Genomic DNA, 16,301 nt, shown 5'->3' on the forward strand with positions numbered 1-16,301 from the left:
GCGCTCCTGTCAGCTGTCCGCGTCCACGCTGACCGCGACCGAATGGTTAGCTAATGAAACTATCTTAACGGCCGGCCGGGGAGGTCTCGACGTGCATTCACTCACAACGACGTGGCCCGGAATCCGCGCAACGACGTGGCCGGGAATCCACGCCTGGAGCGGGACGGACCAATAGGGTTTGCGCGTGCCCATCGCATTCGACACGACAGGCTTCCGGCAGCACGACCCGAGCACCTGGTTCCACCCGGCGACCGGTGACCAGGTGAGCCTGACGTACTTCGACCTGGTGCCCGACCTGCCCGCGCCGCTGGAGGACGTGGCGAAGCTACGGCACGACCTGGCCGTGACCACCGGCGAGGTCGGCTGCCTGATCGAGGCGCACGTCGTGCCGCTGGGCGGGGTGCCCGCGGTGTTCCAGGTAGTGAAGGTGCCGCTGCCGAACCAGCCGACCGGGCAGGCGTTCATCGCGTCGCTGACCGTGCCGCGGGCGACGTGCAGCGCGGTGCTGAAGTTGCAGGCGGCCGAGCGGGGCATGACCGGCGCGCGCGAGGCGGTGCTGATGGCCCGCCTCGGGTTCGACCGCTGGGTCCAGCCACACCCCTACGCCCCCCAGGTGCAGGGCAGACTGCCGTTCCACGCCGGCGACGACCCGAGGTGGGACCCGGAGTTCCCCGACCACCCGCTGACCCGGGTCCGGGCATGGGCACACCACATCATCCGCACGGCCCAGTTGGACCCGCGCTTCGCCGCCCTCCCGCCTTTCCAACCCACCCCACCCCCAACTCCACCCGCTCCCTCAGCCGCCCCCGCCCCTCCCGCTCCCCCTGCGACACCTCCCGGGTCGGGGTCGCCGACCGTGCTCATGTCGGCGTCCGAAGCCCCCACGACCCGCGCCTCCGAAGGCCCCACCAGGGTGATCAGCAGCCGCCCCGCCGAGTCACCGACCGTGCACATCAAGGACGCTCCGGCCGGTTTCGCGCCTTCCGGCCCCGACGCGCCCCCGGCGACACCCGTGCCGACCGCGGACCAGGGCGTGACGACGGTGTTCTCCAAGCCGACCCCGGCGGTCGGGGCGACGATCACGACGGTCGTGCCCGGCATCCCGATGGCCGGTTACCTGCCGCTGTGGATCGACGGGGAGTGCACGTTCTGGCGGATGACCGACCCGGGCGAGGTGCTGGGTCGACTGGCGCACGGTGTCCTCGCGCGGACCCCGTTGGCGGACAACCGGTTCCGTGATGTGGTGGGGTTGGACCGGGAGTCCGGGACGCTCACGCTGTTCTCCCGGTTCCGCGCTGACGACGGCGGGGACGCGGCGGAGATCGCGCAGCTGGAGCCCGTGGGTGGGCAGGAGGCGCACGAGGCGTTGACGGCGGAGACGTTGACCGAGGCGTTCCGGTGGGTCGGGCGGGTCAACGCGGCGGCGGCGGAGCGCGGCGAGTACGTGGCCGTCGAGCGCGCGGTGAACACGGATGTACTGAGCGAGCCTTACGTGTTGATGGTGGTGCAGGAGTTCGAGGGTCAGCGGATCTCGGTGGTGCAGACGGCCCCGGTGCCGGGGTCGGAGGTGCCGGTGTGGCAGGGCAACCCGTCGATGACCTCGCCCGCGTCCCCGGAGACGATCGAGGCCGGCGGCCTGCTGGCGCTGTACGCGATGGACCACTGGGGCGTCCACCCGCTGCACCTGGCCCTGACCTTCGGCCCAACCCCACGTTTGGTCCGCGACTAACCCACCGGCTCCCTCACAACCCCACCGCACCGTCGATCCGCTCACGCAGCAGATCGGCATGCCCGTTGTGCCGCGCGTACTCCTCGATCATGTGCACCAACACCCACCGCAACGACACCGTGCCCCGCCAGTCGTCGTGCCCAAGAACATCCAACCCAGCCGCCCCCTTCACAAACTCCTCGGCAAACGCAACCTCCTCCCGCCAGGCCTCCCAAGCCTCCTCGACCACCCCAGGCCGAGCCCCGTCGAAGTCCCCATCAGGCTCCTCCGCAGTGCTGAACCGCAAAGCAACCCCGTACCCCGCAAGCACCCGCCGAAACCACCGCCGCTCCACATCAGCCAGATGCCGAACCAACCCAAGCAACGACAACCCCGACGGCTCGACGGCCCGCAACGCCAACTCCACCTCCCCAAGCCCACCGCACTTCAGCACCAACGTGGCCCGCTGATCAGCAAGCATCGCCACAAGCAACGCCCGCTCATCCCCAGCAGTAGGCCCACCCCCACGCCCATCACCCCCCACCCCAACAAACATCTCCACCCGCCGCCGCCCATAACTCCCACTCCCACCACTCATAAGCCGATAATCGCACCACCCCGCCCCACCACCCGCACCACCAACCCAACCCACACCAACCACCAAACCGCCCCCACACCCCCTCCGCGCAACCGCCCCTCCTCCCACCCGGCAACGCCCCCTCCGCGCTGACGCCCCTCACACGCAAACGCCCCCCAGCGCCCCTCCTCAACCACACACGACGCGCAACGACTCACATCGACGCGCGCCACCGGCCAACGGCTCGCGGCAGCACGGCAGCACCGGGGGCACTGTCGACGGGGCGGGATCGGCGGCGCGGGCACTGGCGGCGCGGTGGGACCGGGGGGCGCGGGTCTTGGCGATGCGGCGGGATCGGCAGCGCGGGCACCGGCGGCGCGGCGGGGCCGGGGGCGCGGGTCTTGGCGACGCGGCGGGATCGGCGGCGCGGGCACCGGTGGCGTGGTGGGACCGAGGGCACCGGCTCTGGCGATGCGGCGGCACCAGGCGCGCGGGCATTGGCGATGCGCTGAGGTCGGCGGCGCGGGCGTTGGAGGCCGGGTGCGCGGGTGCGGGTGGCGCGGCGGCACCGGGGACGCGGTCACTGGCGATGCGGAGGGCATTGGCGGCGCGGTGGGGCTGGGGGCGCGGGCATTGGCGATGGAGCGGGCATTGGCGGCGGGGCCGGGTGCGCGGGTGCCGGTGGCGCGGCGGCACCGGGAGCACCGCCGAAGCCGCCCGCACGTTCGCCGACAACCGCGCCACCTCCGCGCTCAACGCCCGCACCCCGTCGTCGGTCAACTCGTAGTAGAGCCGCACCGCGCGGGCACTGGCGATGCGGCGGGGCCGGGGGCGCCGGCATTGGCGATGCGGCGGCACCGGGCGCGCAGGCACCGGCCAGGCGGCGGCACCGGCGACGCGGGTACCAGCAAGCCGGCGGCATCGGCGACACGATGGCTGGCGGCGGGCTCGGTGCGCGGGGGCGGTGGTGGGGCCTCTTGTGCGGGCGGTGGTTGGGCGGGGCGGAGTGGGGTGGTTGGGGAGTGGTGGGTGGAGGGCTGGGAGGGGCGGGGTGGTGGGGGTGGAGCGGGGGGTGCCGGCCGGCCGCACCTTCCTCATTTACCGGGACGCGCGAGTTGGGGAAAAGGGGCTTGGAATGACGTCACTCGAACGGGTGATCTTCACGGGGGGCGGCTGTAGGTGGGGTGACCTGCGGGTTTCTTCATGACGACACATTTACCACGGTGAGCTGTGGGGTGCGGGCGGGGTTGGGGTGGGTGTGGATGGTTGGAGGGTTAGGGCTTGCCAGGCTGCGTGGCGGGCTCGTTGGGTGGCTGGGTCGGCGACGGGGGCTGCTGCCAGTAGGCGTTGGGTGTATGGGTGGTGGGGGTGGGAGAGGACTGTTTGGGCGTTGCCTTGTTCTACTACCTGGCCGTCCTTTAGGACCGCCACGCGGTCTGCCAAGCGCTGGACCACGGCCAGGTCGTGGCTGATGAACAAGCATGCGAAGTGCAGTTCCTCCTGCAAAGCGCGCAACAAATCGAGGATCCGGGCCTGTACGGACACGTCCAGGGCGCTGGTCGGCTCGTCGGCGATCAACAGCGCCGGGTTCAGGGCCAGAGCCCGTGCAATCCCCACGCGTTGCCGCTGGCCGCCGGACAGCTCGTGCGGATAGCGGTCGCGAGTGGCAGCAGGCAGGTGGACCAAGTCCAGCAGTTCCGCGACTCGTGCGGGGACGTTGACCTGCTGGGGGTGCAAGAGGAACGGCTCGGCGATGGTGCGGCCCACAGTGGACCGGGGGTTGAGGGACGATGTCGGGTCCTGGAAGACGACGCCTACCCGTCCCTGCGCGGCCCGTCTCGCGCGGCGGGACAGGCGGGTCAGGTCTTGGCCTGCCACGGTTACGGTGCCGGAGGTCGGAGCCCGCAAGCCGGTGATAACCGATGCGATGGTGCTCTTGCCCGAACCGGACTCGCCGACCAAGCCCAGCACCTCACCCGAATCCACGCGCAGGCTCACGCCGTCCACCGCCCGCACCCCGGGCAACCCGAAACGGCCCCCGTACACGACGGTCAAGTTGTCCAAGACCAAGGCCGCATCCGACGACGTGCGCGGGACGGCAGGGGTCAGGGTCGGATCGAGGGAAACGACGGCCGACAGCAGCTCCCGGGTGTAAGGGTGCTGCGGCGACGCGAAGAGCGGCTCGACGGGACCCTGCTCGACGACCTCGCCGTCCTTCATCACCGCGACCCGATCGGCCAGGGAAGCCACCACGCCCATGTCGTGCGTGATGAGCAGGATGGCGACGTCCAACCTGTCCCGCAGGTCGCGCAGCAAGTCGATGATTTCGGCCTGCACGGTGACGTCCAACGCCGTAGTCGGCTCGTCGGCGACCAGCAGCGCCGGCTCGCACGCCACGGCCATAGCGATCACCACGCGCTGCAACTGCCCGCCGGACAGCTCGTGCGGATAAGAGCGCAGCCGCCGCTCAGGATCGGACAACCCCACCAAACCCAACAACTCCACCGCACGCGCCCGAGCCCGGGAACGGCTCCACGGACGGTGGGCGCGGATGGCCTCCACCAACTGGTCGCCGATGGTGAACACGGGGTTCAGAGCGCTCATCGGCTCCTGGAACACCACGCCCACCCGGCCACCCCGCACGGCACGCAGCTCGGCGGCACTCATCCGGTACAGGTCCTGGCCGTCCAGCACGGCGCTGCCGGAGATGACCGCGTTGTCCGGCAGCAGCCGCAGCAACGACATCGCGGTCACGGTCTTGCCCGAACCGGACTCGCCCACGACCGCCAGCACCTCCCCGGCGGCCAGGGACAGTGTGACATCCCTGACCACCGGGCGGCCGGCGAACTCGACCGTCACGTCGTGCAGCGCCAGCAGGGGTTCGCTCACTTCGACAGACCGACCTGGAGGTAGTTCGGGTAGGCCGGGAAGTCCGCGATGAACAGGTTGGCCACCTTGGACCCGCGCAGGAACGAGTTGCGCGTGTAGATCAACGGCACCACGGGCGAGTCCTGGAGGATCTTCTTGTCCAGCGCCGCCCACTTCTTCCCCGCCTCGGCCGGGTCGACGGTGGCCTGCGCCTCGCCGATCAGCGCGTCCACCTCGGCGTTGCGGTAGCGGGACAGGTTGTACCCGCCGCCGCCGATCTCCGAGGACTGGAACAGCGGCTGGATGTTGGCGTTGGCGCTGGGGAAGTCGGGCTGCCAGGACGCCAGGGTCAGGTCGAACTTCGCCGCCGCCGCACCGCTGGTCTCCTCGGTGTAGGCGTCGCCGTCGAGGGTGCGGATCGTGGTCTGGATGCCGGCTCGCGCCAGGCCCGCCTGGATGGCCTGCGCCTTGTCGGGGCCGTTGTTGGACTTGGACACCACGAAGTCCAAACCGGACAGTCCGGTCGGGAAACCGGCTTCCGCCAACAGCTTCTTCGCCTTCTCCGGGTCGCCGGAGGGCTGTGCCGGGTACAGGTCGAACTTCTCGCGACCGGCGATGCCCTCGGTGATCAGCGTCGTGGCGACGTCACCGGCGAGCGCGGGCGTGCCCGCCGAGGCGATCTGGAAGGCCGCCTTGTCCACCGCGTACTGGAACGCCTCGCGCACCTTCGGGTTGTTCAGCGGTGCCTTCTCGGTGTTCAGCGCCAGGTAAGCCAGGGCACCGGACTTCGACGTGACGACCCGCTCCTTCGCGGAGGTGTTGTTGGCCAGCTGCGCCAACTGCGCCGCCGACACGAACGACGAGCCGAACGCGGCCTTGTCGTCGCCGGCGTCCGCGACCAGGCGCTGGGAGATGACCGAGGCGTCCTGGCCGAGCTGCCACACGATCTCGTCCGGCAGCGCCGCGCGCACCTGGTCCTTGGCCTGGTCCCAGTTCGGGTTGCGGGTCAGCCTGGCCTTGACGCCCTTCTGGTACTCGGCCAGCTGGTAGGGACCGGACGCCACCGGGTGCTCGGCGTAGTCGGCCTCGGCGCCCTTGCCCTTGGGCACCGGCGCGAACGCGGGCGTGCTGACCACCCACGGCCAGTCGCCGTACGGGCGGACCAGCGTGAACTTGATCGTGCGCGGGTCGGGGGTCTCGATGCCCTTCAGCTCCGCGCCCTCGAACGGGCCGCGGTAGGTGTCGCCGCCCTCGATGAGCTGCTTGTGGTAGCCCAGACCGCCGGAGAACGCGGGCGCGAACGACCGCTGCACGCCCCACTTCACGTCCTCGGACGTGATCGGCGTGCCGTCGCTGAACTTCAGGCCCTCCTGGAGGGTGAACGTCCACGTCTTGCCGCCGTCGGTGGTCTTGCCGGTGTCGGCCAGGTCGGGCACGACCTTGGCCTGCTCGCCCGGCTTGTTGTGCCACGCGGTGAGCCTGCGGTGCACCAGGCCCAACGACGTGATGGCCAGGCTCGAACTCTTGGCCGGGTCGTAGTTCACCGTCTGCCCGTCGGACAGGATGCGCAGCGTGCCACCGCGGGCGGCGGCGGTGTCGGCGTTCGTCTGCGGCTTGTCGTTGGCGCCGCACGCGGACAGGGCCAGCGCGCTGGTCAGTACCGCGACGGCCAAGCGGCGTCTGGTCATTGTCGGTTCTCTCCCAGTGGTTTTTCGTCAGGACAGGCGGGCTCGGGGGTCGAGCACGCCGTAGCAGAGGTCCACCACGACGTTGGCCGTGACGATGAGGAAGGCGGCGAACAGCGTGCAGCCCAGCAGCAGCGGCAGGTCGCGCAGGCCGACCGCGTCGATCAGCAGCGCGCCCAGGCCGGGCAGGCCGAACACGCGTTCGGTGATCACCGCGCCGCCCAGCAGGCTGCCCAGGTCCACGCCGAAGACGGTGACGACCGGCAGCAACACGTTGCGCAGCGCGTGTTTCCCGACGACCTTGCGCTCGGTCAGGCCCTTGGACCGCGCGGTGCGGATGTAGTCCTCGTTCAACGTGTCGAGCATCTGGGCGCGGGTGAGGCGCGTGTAGACGGCGGCGTGCGAGAACGCCAGCACCGACCACGGCAGGACCAGCCGCCACGCCCAGTCGACCGGGCTGGTGGTGAAGTCGACGTACCCGCCGACCGGCACCACGTCCAGCGTGAAGCCGAACAGCAGGATGCCCAGCAGTCCCACCAGGTAGACCGGCGCGGACACCCCCGCAACCGACGCGGCCAGCGCCGCCCGGTCCCAGCCCGTGCCGCGCCGCACCGCCGCCAGGACGCCCGCGCCGACCCCGGTCACCAGCCACAGCACGGCCGCGCCGAGCGCGAGGGAGAACGTCACCGGCAGTCGTTCGCCGATGAGCGTGATGACGTCGGTGTTCTGCTGGAACGAGTAGCCGAAGCACGGTGCTTCGCAGGTGATCGCGGTCGGTCCAGTGCCGAACGTGCGGCCGGTGACGACGCCACCGGCGAAGTCGAGGAACTGCCGGTACCACGGGTCGCCGAAGCCCATGAACTCCCGTGCCAGCGCCAGGTTCTGCTCGGTGCACGGCCGGCCGCACGCCTGGAGCGCGGGGTCGGCGGGCACCAGGTAGAACACGGCGTAGGTGCTCAGCGCCACCAGGAACAGCACGACCACGGCCCCGGCCAGGCGCAGGCCGACGAACTTCGCGGTGCGCATCAGGACCGCACCGCCGTCCGCGGGTCGAGCGCGTCGCGCAGCCCGTCGCCCAGGACGTTGAACGCCCACGTGGCCAGGAACAGCGCGGCGCCGGGGAAGACCAGGAACATCGGGTCCGAGCCCACCCAGTCGATGGCGAGGCTGATGGTGCGGCCCCAGCTCGGCGTGGGCGGCGGGATGCCCAGGCCCAGGAACGACAGCGCCGCCTCCAGCCCGATCTTGCCCGGGACGGACAGCGTCGCCACCACGATGATCGGCCCCCACAGGTTGGGCAGCAGCTCGTGGCGGAACACGTGCACCGGTCCCGCGCCCAGCGAGCGGGCGGCGGACACGAACCCCCTGGCGCGCAACGTCAACGTCTGCGAGCGGACGATCCGCGCGATCGACGGCCAGCCGAAGAACCCGATCACCGCGATCAGCAGCAGCGGCCTGGGCACCCCGGGCGGCACCACGGCGGCCAGCGCGATCATGAACACCAGGTAGGGGAACCCGAGCAGCACGTCCGCGGTCCACGTGACCACGCGGTCCAGCACGCCGCCGAGGTACCCGGCCGCCGCGCCCAGCACCACGCCGACCAGCACCGACACCGCCGTCGCGGCCAGTCCGATCAGGAAGGACGTGCGCGCACCGTGCGCGACGATGGCGAACAGGTCGCGGCCGGTGAGCGGTTCGACGCCGAACCAGTGGTCCGCGCTCACCCCGCCCAGCACGCCCGCGGGCCCGCCGGTGTCCTTGTCCAGGGCCTCGGTGCGGTAGGTGTAGGGGTCCTGGCCCTCGATCGCGGTCCACAGGTCGGCGCCGACGGCCAGCAGCGCCAGCAGCCCGATCGTCACCGCGCCCGCGAGCGCCCACCGGTCGTGCCGCAGCACCGACCGGATGGTCGACCACAGCGACCGCGATGTGTTGGGGGAGAAGGAAACGGACACGAACACCTGACCTCGGGAGGGGCGGAACGTCGATCACCCTAGGAGGTGGGGAATTGGCTCGGACCCGCTCCCAAACGGTGGGAATGTGACCGAACACAGTCTTGCTCGATCCGGTTTTCCGTAGTGCGTGCTCGGTTCCCCGAACACCTCACGGACCGCCCACCTCGGGTTCCGCCGGCCGCCCACTACGCCGTCCCGCACCTGCCGGGGCGGCGCGGTGGGCCGGCCGTCGCTTCGGCTCCTCGCGCGGACCGGCGTCCGGTACAGGACAATTCTCCCCACGAGGAGGTGGTCGGGTGGGCACCGTCAAGCGGGTGACGATGACGGTCGTCGGCGCGGTGGTCCTGGTGATCGGGATCGCGCTGCTCGTCCTGCCCGGACCCGGGCTGCTGCTGGTGCTGGCGGGTCTGCTGATCCTGGCCGCCGAGTTCCCCGCGCTGGAGCGTTACGTCGACCCCGTGCGCGACCGGGCCATGAAGACCGCCGAGGAGAGCGTGTCCTCGCCGCTGCGCATCGCGGCCACGGTGCTGGGCGGCGCGGTGCTGGTCGGGATCGGCGTGTTCTGGGGGCTCAACGAGGACCTGCCGCTGGGCGGGTGGAGCACCGGGTCCAGCCTGATCCTGTCCGGGGTGATCATCTGGGGGTTGGTGGTGTGGAGCTACCTGCGGGTCAAGCGGTCTAGAGCCAGTCGCGACGCTTGAACAGCGCGTAGAGCCCGCCGGACAGCACCACGATGGCCGCTGTCGACACCCAGAACCCCCACGGCTGCTCCGACCCCGGGTAGGGCACGTTCTGGCCGTAGAACCCGGTGATGGCCGTGGGCACCGCGATGATCGCCGCCCACCCGGTCACCTTCTTCATGATCAGGTTCAGCCGGTTGCCCTGGATGTTCAGCTGCGTCTCGCGGATGGTCGCCACCATCTCCCGCAGCGACTCCGTCCACTCCGTCGCGCGCATGACGTGGTCGTAGACGTCCTGGTAGTAGGGGTACATCGTCTCGTCCACGACGGACCGGTCCCGCCGCATCAACGCGTTGACCACCTCCCGCATCGGCAGCACCACCCGGCGCAGCGTCACCAGGGACTTGCGCAGGTCCAGCGCCCGCCGCTGCACCGCCCGGTGGTCGGGGTGGTCGGCGAACACGTCGTCCTCCAACGCCTCGATCTGCTCGTCCAACGCCTGCACGGCCTCGAAGTGGCTGTCCACCACGGCGTCCAGCAGCCCGTGCGCGAGGAACCCGACCCCGCTCTTGGCCAGGTGCGCCGAACCGTCCCAGCGGCGGGTCAGGGTGGCGACGTCGAAGCTGTCGTCGGGGCGCACGGTGACCAGCGCGCGGTCGGTGAGGAACGCGGCCAGCTCCGTCGTGGCCAGCCGCCCGGTCCGCTGGTCCAGTCGCACGGCGTAGGCGGACAGGAAGCAGTGCGTGTCGTACTCGTGCAGCTTGGGGCGTTCGTGGGGGTGCAGGGCGTCCTCGACGGCCAGTTCGTGCAGGCCCAGCTCGTCGGCGAGGGCGGCCAGCTCCTCCGGCGAGGGGCCGCACAGGTCCAGCCACACGACCGCGTCGGGCTCCTTCAGGTACCCGGCGGCGTCGCGGAGCGGGAAGCCCTCGGCCTCCAGGACCCCGTGGCGGTAGAGACGGCTGCCGGCCATGATCGCAGCGTAACCGCCCCGACCGCGCAAGGCCGTTCATGATGTGGAAGCGGTGGACAGCCCGAGGTCCACGAGCCGATGATTCGCCCGTTTGCGAACTACTCGGAGGGGGCTGGGGATGTCGTCACCGCTGGACCACGCCGCGTGGGAGTCGCTCAACGGCGCCCACGCCCGCTTCGCCGAACGCCACGGCCGGGTGCTGCGCTACCAGCCCGACGTGGCGCCCTTCCTGGCCTTCCCGCCCGACGCCGACGAGCGGGTCTGGCGCGACGTCGCCGACCTGGCCGGGCCGGGCGAGGTCGTGGCGATCGGCCCGCTGGACCCGCCGCCGGGCTGGGAGATCACCTTCCAGGGCGAGGGCGTGCAGCTGGTGGACGACGGCGTGCGCACCGAGGACGACCCCGAGGCCGTGCGGCTGACGGCGGCGGACGTGCCGGAGATGCTGGACCTGGTCGAGCGCACGAAGCCCGGTCCGTTCCGGCCGCGCACCATCGAACTGGGCACCTACCTGGGCATCCGCCACGAGGGCCGGCTCGTCGCGATGGCCGGCGAACGCCTCCGCCCGCCCGGTTACACCGAGATCAGCGCGGTCTGCACCGATGCGGGGTTCCGCGGTCGGGGGCTGGCCACGCGGCTGGTGCGGGCGGTGGCGCACGGCATCCGGGAGCGCGGCGAGACGCCGATCATGCACGCCGCCGGGGACAACGCCAACGCGATCCGGGTCTACCTGTCGATGGGGTTCCGGCTGCGCCGGCGGACGCGGTTCCTGGCGGTGCGGGTGCCGCTGGCGGAGGTCGCTTGAGCGGTGTGTGGGCGTTGGTGGAGGGTCTCGCTTGAGCGGTGTGGGGCGTTGGTGGAGGCCGTCTGATCTGTGGAAATGTGGAAGTGTGACCGGTAATGGCCACCTCCGTGTTCACTATTGCTCGCTAATCGTCACTTCTGCTTAACTTCGCGCATCCAGCATCGCCCCGCGCCGCCACCCTGCGCCTTGGACGAGGAGATGTGCATGAAGCGTCGTGACCTGCTCAAAGCGGCGGCTGCCGGCTCCGGGCTCGCCCTGTTGCCCGACAGCCTCCGCCGCGCCCTCGCCCTCGAAGCGCCGACCGGTGGCCTGGAGACGATCGGCCACGTCGTCGTCTTCATGCAGGAGAACCGGTCCCTGGACCACTACTTCGGCACCCTGCGCGGCGTGCGCGGGTTCAACGACCCGACCGCCATCCGGCTGCCCAACGGCAACCCGGTCTTCCGCCAGCCCAACGGCTCCGGGCACGTGCTGCCCTACCGCGTGGACGACGAGTTCATGTCCGGCACCCCGCACGGCTGGTCGGACGGCCACGCCGCGTGGAACAACGGCCGCCACGACCAGTGGATCCCCCAGAAGGGGGTGCGGACCATGACCTACCTGGACCGCGCCGCGCTGCCGTTCTACCACGCCCTCGCCGACGCCTTCACCATCTGCGACAACTACCACTGCTCCGAGGCCGGACCGACCAACCCCAACCGCTTCTACCTGTTCTCCGGCACCATCGGCTACGAGCCGGGCAGCACCACCAAGCGCGCCATCGGCAACGACAGCTGGCAGAACCCCGGCCACACCGGCTACACGTGGACCAGCTACGCCGAGCGGCTCCAGGCGGCGGGCAAGTCGTGGCGGGTCTACCAGGAGTGGGACAACTACGGCGACAACTCGCTGGACTACTTCGCGTCCTTCCTCGCGGTGGGGCGCAAGGCGCTGGCCAAGACCAAGGACTCATCGGGCAACCCGTACACCAAGCTGGAGTACTTCTACTACGCCGTGTCCTCGGCCTCGACCACCCGGCAGAACGAGCTGCTGGCCCAGCTGGACCAGGGCCTGGCGACCCTGACCGCCGCCGAGCGGTCCCTGTACGACCGGGGCCTGGCGCGGCAGCGGCCGGGGCGGCTCGCGGCGACGTTCAAGGCGGACGTGGACGCGGGCCGGCTGCCCGCGGTGTCGTGGGTGGTTGCGCCGGAGTCGCAGAGCGAGCACCCCGACTGGGGGCCCAACACCGGCGCGGACCTGGTCAAGCAGGTGCTGGACGCGCTGGCGTCCAAGCCCGAGGTGTGGAACAAGACCGTGTTCCTGCTCAACTACGACGAGAACGACGGCTTCTTCGACCACATCCCGCAGCCCGCGCCGCCGGTGTCCACTTCGGACGGTCTGTCCACGGTGGGCGTGTCCGACGAGATCTACCTGTCCGCGCCGATCGGCCTGGGGCAGCGGGTGCCGATGCTGGTGGTCTCGCCGTGGAGCCGGGGCGGCAAGGTGTGCTCGGAGGTGTTCGACCACACGTCGGTCCTGCGGCTGCTGGAGAAGTGGACGGGGGTGGCCGAGCCGAACATCTCGCCGTGGCGGCGGGCGGTGTGCGGCGACCTGACCTCGGCCCTGGACACCACCACGGCCACCGCGCCCTACCCGCCGCTGCCCACCCCGGTGCCCACCGACGGCCCGCGCCCGACCTCGCCGACCCCGCCGGCCGTGCAGACCATGCCGGTGCAGGAACCCGGGGTGAAGCCCGCCCGGCCGTTGCCGTACCGGCTGAAGGTGTCCGGGCGGGTGACGGCGGAGAAGTTCTGGATCGACTTCGCCAACACTGGCACTGCGGGCGCGCATTTTTATGTCTACGCCAACGCTTATCGGACGGATGGTCCGTGGCGGTACACCGTCGAGGCGGGCAAGACGCTGTCCGACTACTGGCAGGCTGGTACGCCGACCGGTGCGTACGACCTGAATGTGGTGGGGCCCAATGGGTTCCTGCGTCGGTTCGCCGGGAACCGGGTTGTCGCGACCACCTCCGGCAACGCCAATCCCGAGGTGGTGTTGCGTGAGGACGGTGGTCAGGTGTGGCTGGTTGTGACCAACTCTGGTGGTAAGGCGTGCACGTTGACCGTGACGTCGGGTAACCGGGGTGGTGGGCCGTGGAGCTACACCTTGGATCCTGGGGTCACCAAGGAGGACTGGTTCTCCGTGGGTGGTGGCATGAACGGGTGGTACGACCTGGTTGTGGCTGGGCCGGATGGGTTTGTTCGGCGGTTCGCGGGGCATGTGGAGACTGGCGTCGAGAGCACGACGGATCCGGTGATGGGGTCCAGTCCGTTGCCTCGGACGGTGAAGTACGTGGATAGTCAGGAGACTTCGGGGGAGAACGGTGCCGGGGTCAATGCCGTGGATGGCAAGGCGGGTACGTACTGGCACACCAAGTGGTCTGGTGGGTCTGATGCGTTGCCGCATGAGATCCAGCTGGACCTGGGTGGGGTGCGGACGGTTACTGGGGTGACCTATCTGCCGCGGCAGGACGGTGGGGTGAATGGGCGGATCGGGCGGTACGAGGTGTATGTGAGTGGGGATGGTGTGGCTTGGGGGAGTGCGGTGGCGGTGGGGACGTTCGCCGATGATGCTGTGGCCAAGACTGTGCGGTTGTGGCCTGTGCAGGCGCGGTATGTGCGGTTGCGCGCGTTGACTGAGGCTGGTGGGCGTGGGCCGTGGACTTCGGCGGCTGAGGTGGTTCCGCTGGGCTGGTGACCACTTCGCCGGCCGTGGCGGGGGTTGGCCACGGCCGGCGGGGGTCAGCCGCGGGGGTCAGCCGCGGGGGTCAGCCTCGGGGGTCAGCCTCGGGGGTCAGCCGCGGGGGACCGAGTAGCCGTGTTCGACGATGTGGTGGGCGGAGGCCTCGTAGGCCGCCGGGTCCTCGGGTGCGAGGGTGCCCAGGCCGTCGACGTAACGGTTGTACATGCAGAACGCCGCCGCGATGAGGACGGTGTCGTGGATCTCCACGTCCGTCGCGCCCTCGGCCCGGGCGGCCTCGATCAGGGCCGGCGTGACCTCACGGCCGGACTTCTGGACCGCGCCGGCGATCTGGAGCAGTGCGCGCAGCTTGGGTGAGATGGCGGCGGTGGCCAGGTCGGTGCGGACCTGGGTCACGACCGTCATGCCCTCCTCCAGCTGCGCTGCGGCGAAGGCCGCGTGCGAGTTGTGGCAGAAGGTGCATTCGTTGAGGCCCGACACGTGAGCCGCGATCAGCTCACGTTCCCCTCTGGACAGGGTGCTTGGGCCGCGTAGGAGCACGTCGGCCAGTTGGTTGAGCGGTGCGGCGGTTTCCGGGCGGAAGTGCAGGGGGCCGGTGATGCCGGGTAACAGGGTTTCGTCGACGCCCAGGTCGATGTGTGCCATGTGCATACGCTAGTCGGTCTTTGTGGGGTGTAGCGGGTGCTCCTGGTGTTGATTGGTGAGTTGCCTTAGGCGGGCTGTGAGTTGCCTGAGGCGGGTTGTGGGCCAGGCGAGGCGGATGGTGGGTTGGCCTAGCAGTACTCCGGTGAGGACGAGGGCCAGGCCGAGGAGTTGGTGGGTGGTCAGGGTTTCGCCGGCGACGGCTGTGCCTAGCAGGACGCCGGTGACCGGGTTGAGCAGTCCGATCAGGCCTACCGCGCCGGCGTCGAGGTGGCGGAGGCCGGTGAACCATGCGGCGAACGCGACCGCGGTGGCTATGACGGCTACGTAGGTGAACGCGGCGGTGTTGGTCGGGGTGATCGGTGGGGGAGCGCCTTCGATCGTGAGGGCGGCGATGACGAGGACGAGGCCGCCGGCGATCAGTTGCCAGGAGGTGACGGAGAGCGTGTTGGTGGTGGTGGCCCACTTCTTGGTGAGGATGTGGCCGGAGGCGGACATCAGCATCGCGGCGGTGGCGGCGGCGAGTCCGAGTGGGTCGAAGGAGTTGATGCCGGCGGCGAACATCGTTACGACACCGCCGATCCCGACCACCGCGCCGGCGATGGCGAGGACGTGCGGGCGTTCGGTGAGGACCAGCCAGGCGACGGCCATCATCGCGGCCGGGGACAGTGCCATGACGGTGGAGGCGAGGCTCGTCGGCAGGAGTTGGGCGGAGACGTAGACGAGGGCGAAGAACGCGCCCATGTTGAGGGTGCCGAGCACGAGGGAGCGCCACCACCAGTCGCGTCGGGGGAGTTCGCGTCGGAGGGCGAGCAGGAGCAATCCGGCTGGTAGGGCGCGGAGGGCTGAGCCCCAGAGTGGGTGGTCGGCGGGGAGGAAGTGGTGGGTGACGTAGTAGGTCGAGCCCCAGGCGATCGGGGCGGTGGCGGTGATCAGGGTCCACCGCGAGGTAGCTTCCACGGAAGGTAATATAGCTTCCGTGGAAGGTATGGTGGTGCGGTGATCGATCAGGCCGGAGTGAGTGGGGTGGGTGGGGACAGTGGGGTGGGTGGGTTGACCACCGACCGTGTGGCGCGGATTCAGGCGGAGTGGGCGCGGGAACGGCCTGATGTCGATGTTTCGCCGCAGGCTGTGATCGGGCGGTTGCACCGGCTGGCTGCTGTGCTGACCGAGCAGTTGGCGGTGGTGTATCGGAGGCATGGGCTGGGGGAGGGCGAGTTCGACGTGTTGGCGGCTTTGCGTCGGGCTGGTGCGCCTTATGAGCGTGCGCCGGGGGAGTTGGCGCAGCACACGATGGTGACGACTGGGGCGATCACCAAGCGGATTGATCGGTTGGAGCGGGATGGGTTGGTTGCTCGGCGAGTGGAGGGGGGTGATGGGCGGCGGCGGGTTGTGGCGTTGACTGAGGCGGGGTTGCGGGTGATTGATCGGGCCTTTGCTGAGCACATGGCCAATGAGCGGCGGTTGTTGGATCTGGTTGATGCTGGGGATGCTGTGGTGTTGGAGCGGATTCTGGGTGAGTGGCTGCGCCACTTCGAGAGCTGATCTTTGGACGCGCTGCGCGCTCTCAAGATGAACGCGCTTCGCGCTCTCAAGCGCCTGCCGGCGGGCGAACCACCGATGGGGGGTGAAGGGCGTCGGTTCCCCCACCGCATGACCCGGCAAAGCCAACCAC

14 protein-coding genes are annotated in these 16,301 nt (G+C 70.2%); 6 read left to right on the forward strand and 8 right to left on the reverse strand.

All coding sequences use genetic code 11. The features are described 5' to 3' along the window. The first annotated feature begins 184 nt into the window (after positions 1-184). Positions 185-1,729: a hypothetical protein gene (locus WBN91_RS13955; RefSeq protein WP_337725595.1), complete on the forward strand. Its 1,545-nt coding sequence runs from the start codon at positions 185-187 to the stop codon at positions 1,727-1,729. A gap of 13 nt (positions 1,730-1,742) precedes the next feature. Here WBN91_RS13955 and WBN91_RS13960 read toward each other — a convergent pair whose 3' ends face one another. Further along, the gene (locus tag WBN91_RS13960; RefSeq protein ID WP_337725594.1) at positions 1,743-2,189 is read right to left on the reverse strand and encodes a DinB family protein; all 447 of its coding nucleotides are present in this window, start codon (positions 2,187-2,189) and stop codon (positions 1,743-1,745) included. A 685-nt stretch (positions 2,190-2,874) separates the two neighbouring features. Between WBN91_RS13960 and WBN91_RS13965 the strand changes: the two genes are divergently transcribed. Beyond that, the gene (locus WBN91_RS13965; RefSeq protein ID WP_337725593.1) at positions 2,875-3,072 is read left to right on the forward strand and encodes a hypothetical protein; all 198 of its coding nucleotides are present in this window, start codon (positions 2,875-2,877) and stop codon (positions 3,070-3,072) included. A gap of 428 nt (positions 3,073-3,500) precedes the next feature. On the opposite strand, the gene WBN91_RS13970 is transcribed toward WBN91_RS13965, so the two are convergent. The 4 genes from WBN91_RS13970 to WBN91_RS13985 are packed head-to-tail and all read right to left on the reverse strand — an operon-like array spanning position 3,501 to position 8,790. Further along, entirely contained in the window at positions 3,501-5,174 is a 1,674-nt protein-coding gene (locus tag WBN91_RS13970) for an ABC transporter ATP-binding protein (RefSeq protein ID WP_337725592.1), read from the reverse strand. Next, positions 5,171-6,841, reverse strand: a complete 1,671-nt coding sequence (locus tag WBN91_RS13975; protein WP_337725591.1) for an ABC transporter substrate-binding protein — start codon at positions 6,839-6,841, stop codon at positions 5,171-5,173. The genes WBN91_RS13970 and WBN91_RS13975 overlap by 4 nt, the downstream gene beginning before the upstream one ends. A 27-nt stretch (positions 6,842-6,868) precedes the next feature. Further along, positions 6,869-7,864 carry an ABC transporter permease gene (locus WBN91_RS13980; protein ID WP_337725590.1) on the reverse strand — a complete coding sequence of 332 codons (996 nt, stop codon included), beginning with the start codon at positions 7,862-7,864 and terminating at the stop codon, positions 6,869-6,871. Beyond that, positions 7,864-8,790 (reverse strand): ABC transporter permease, encoded by a 927-nt coding sequence (locus WBN91_RS13985; protein ID WP_337725589.1) that lies wholly within the window; start codon positions 8,788-8,790, stop codon positions 7,864-7,866. The genes WBN91_RS13980 and WBN91_RS13985 overlap by 1 nt, the downstream gene beginning before the upstream one ends. Positions 8,791-9,110: 320 nt before the next feature. On the opposite strand from WBN91_RS13985, the gene WBN91_RS13990 reads away from it, so the two are divergent. Beyond that, positions 9,111-9,491 (forward strand): PGPGW domain-containing protein, encoded by a 381-nt coding sequence (locus WBN91_RS13990; RefSeq protein WP_337725608.1) that lies wholly within the window; start codon positions 9,111-9,113, stop codon positions 9,489-9,491. Here the strand turns inward: WBN91_RS13990 and WBN91_RS13995 are convergent. Beyond that, positions 9,469-10,440, reverse strand: coding sequence for a magnesium transporter CorA family protein (locus WBN91_RS13995; protein ID WP_337725588.1), 972 nt, complete (start codon positions 10,438-10,440; stop codon positions 9,469-9,471). The genes WBN91_RS13990 and WBN91_RS13995 overlap by 23 nt on opposite strands. 118 nt (positions 10,441-10,558) lie before the next feature. Between WBN91_RS13995 and WBN91_RS14000 the strand changes: the two genes are divergently transcribed. Continuing rightward, complete coding sequence (locus tag WBN91_RS14000; RefSeq protein WP_337725587.1) at positions 10,559-11,242, forward strand: GNAT family N-acetyltransferase; 684 nt, start codon at positions 10,559-10,561, stop codon at positions 11,240-11,242. A gap of 204 nt (positions 11,243-11,446) precedes the next feature. After that, positions 11,447-13,981, forward strand: coding sequence for a phosphocholine-specific phospholipase C (locus WBN91_RS14005; RefSeq protein WP_337725586.1), 2,535 nt, complete (start codon positions 11,447-11,449; stop codon positions 13,979-13,981). A 96-nt stretch (positions 13,982-14,077) separates the two neighbouring features. Here the strand turns inward: WBN91_RS14005 and WBN91_RS14010 are convergent, their stop codons facing one another. Both WBN91_RS14010 and WBN91_RS14015 read right to left on the reverse strand, forming a co-directional pair. Continuing rightward, a complete protein-coding gene (locus WBN91_RS14010; RefSeq protein WP_337725585.1) occupies positions 14,078-14,629 on the reverse strand; it encodes a carboxymuconolactone decarboxylase family protein in 552 nt (183 codons plus the stop codon). A gap of 9 nt (positions 14,630-14,638) precedes the next feature. Then, complete coding sequence (locus WBN91_RS14015; protein ID WP_337725584.1) at positions 14,639-15,586, reverse strand: DMT family transporter; 948 nt, start codon at positions 15,584-15,586, stop codon at positions 14,639-14,641. A gap of 39 nt (positions 15,587-15,625) precedes the next feature. Between WBN91_RS14015 and WBN91_RS14020 the strand changes: the two genes are divergently transcribed. After that, entirely contained in the window at positions 15,626-16,171 is a 546-nt protein-coding gene (locus WBN91_RS14020; protein WP_337725583.1) for a MarR family winged helix-turn-helix transcriptional regulator, read from the forward strand. Positions 16,172-16,301: the final 130 nt, after the last annotated feature.

Origin of the sequence: Saccharothrix sp. CCNWYY140 (assembly GCF_037401995.1) — a bacterium.
GTDB lineage: Bacteria > Actinomycetota > Actinomycetes > Mycobacteriales > Pseudonocardiaceae > Actinosynnema.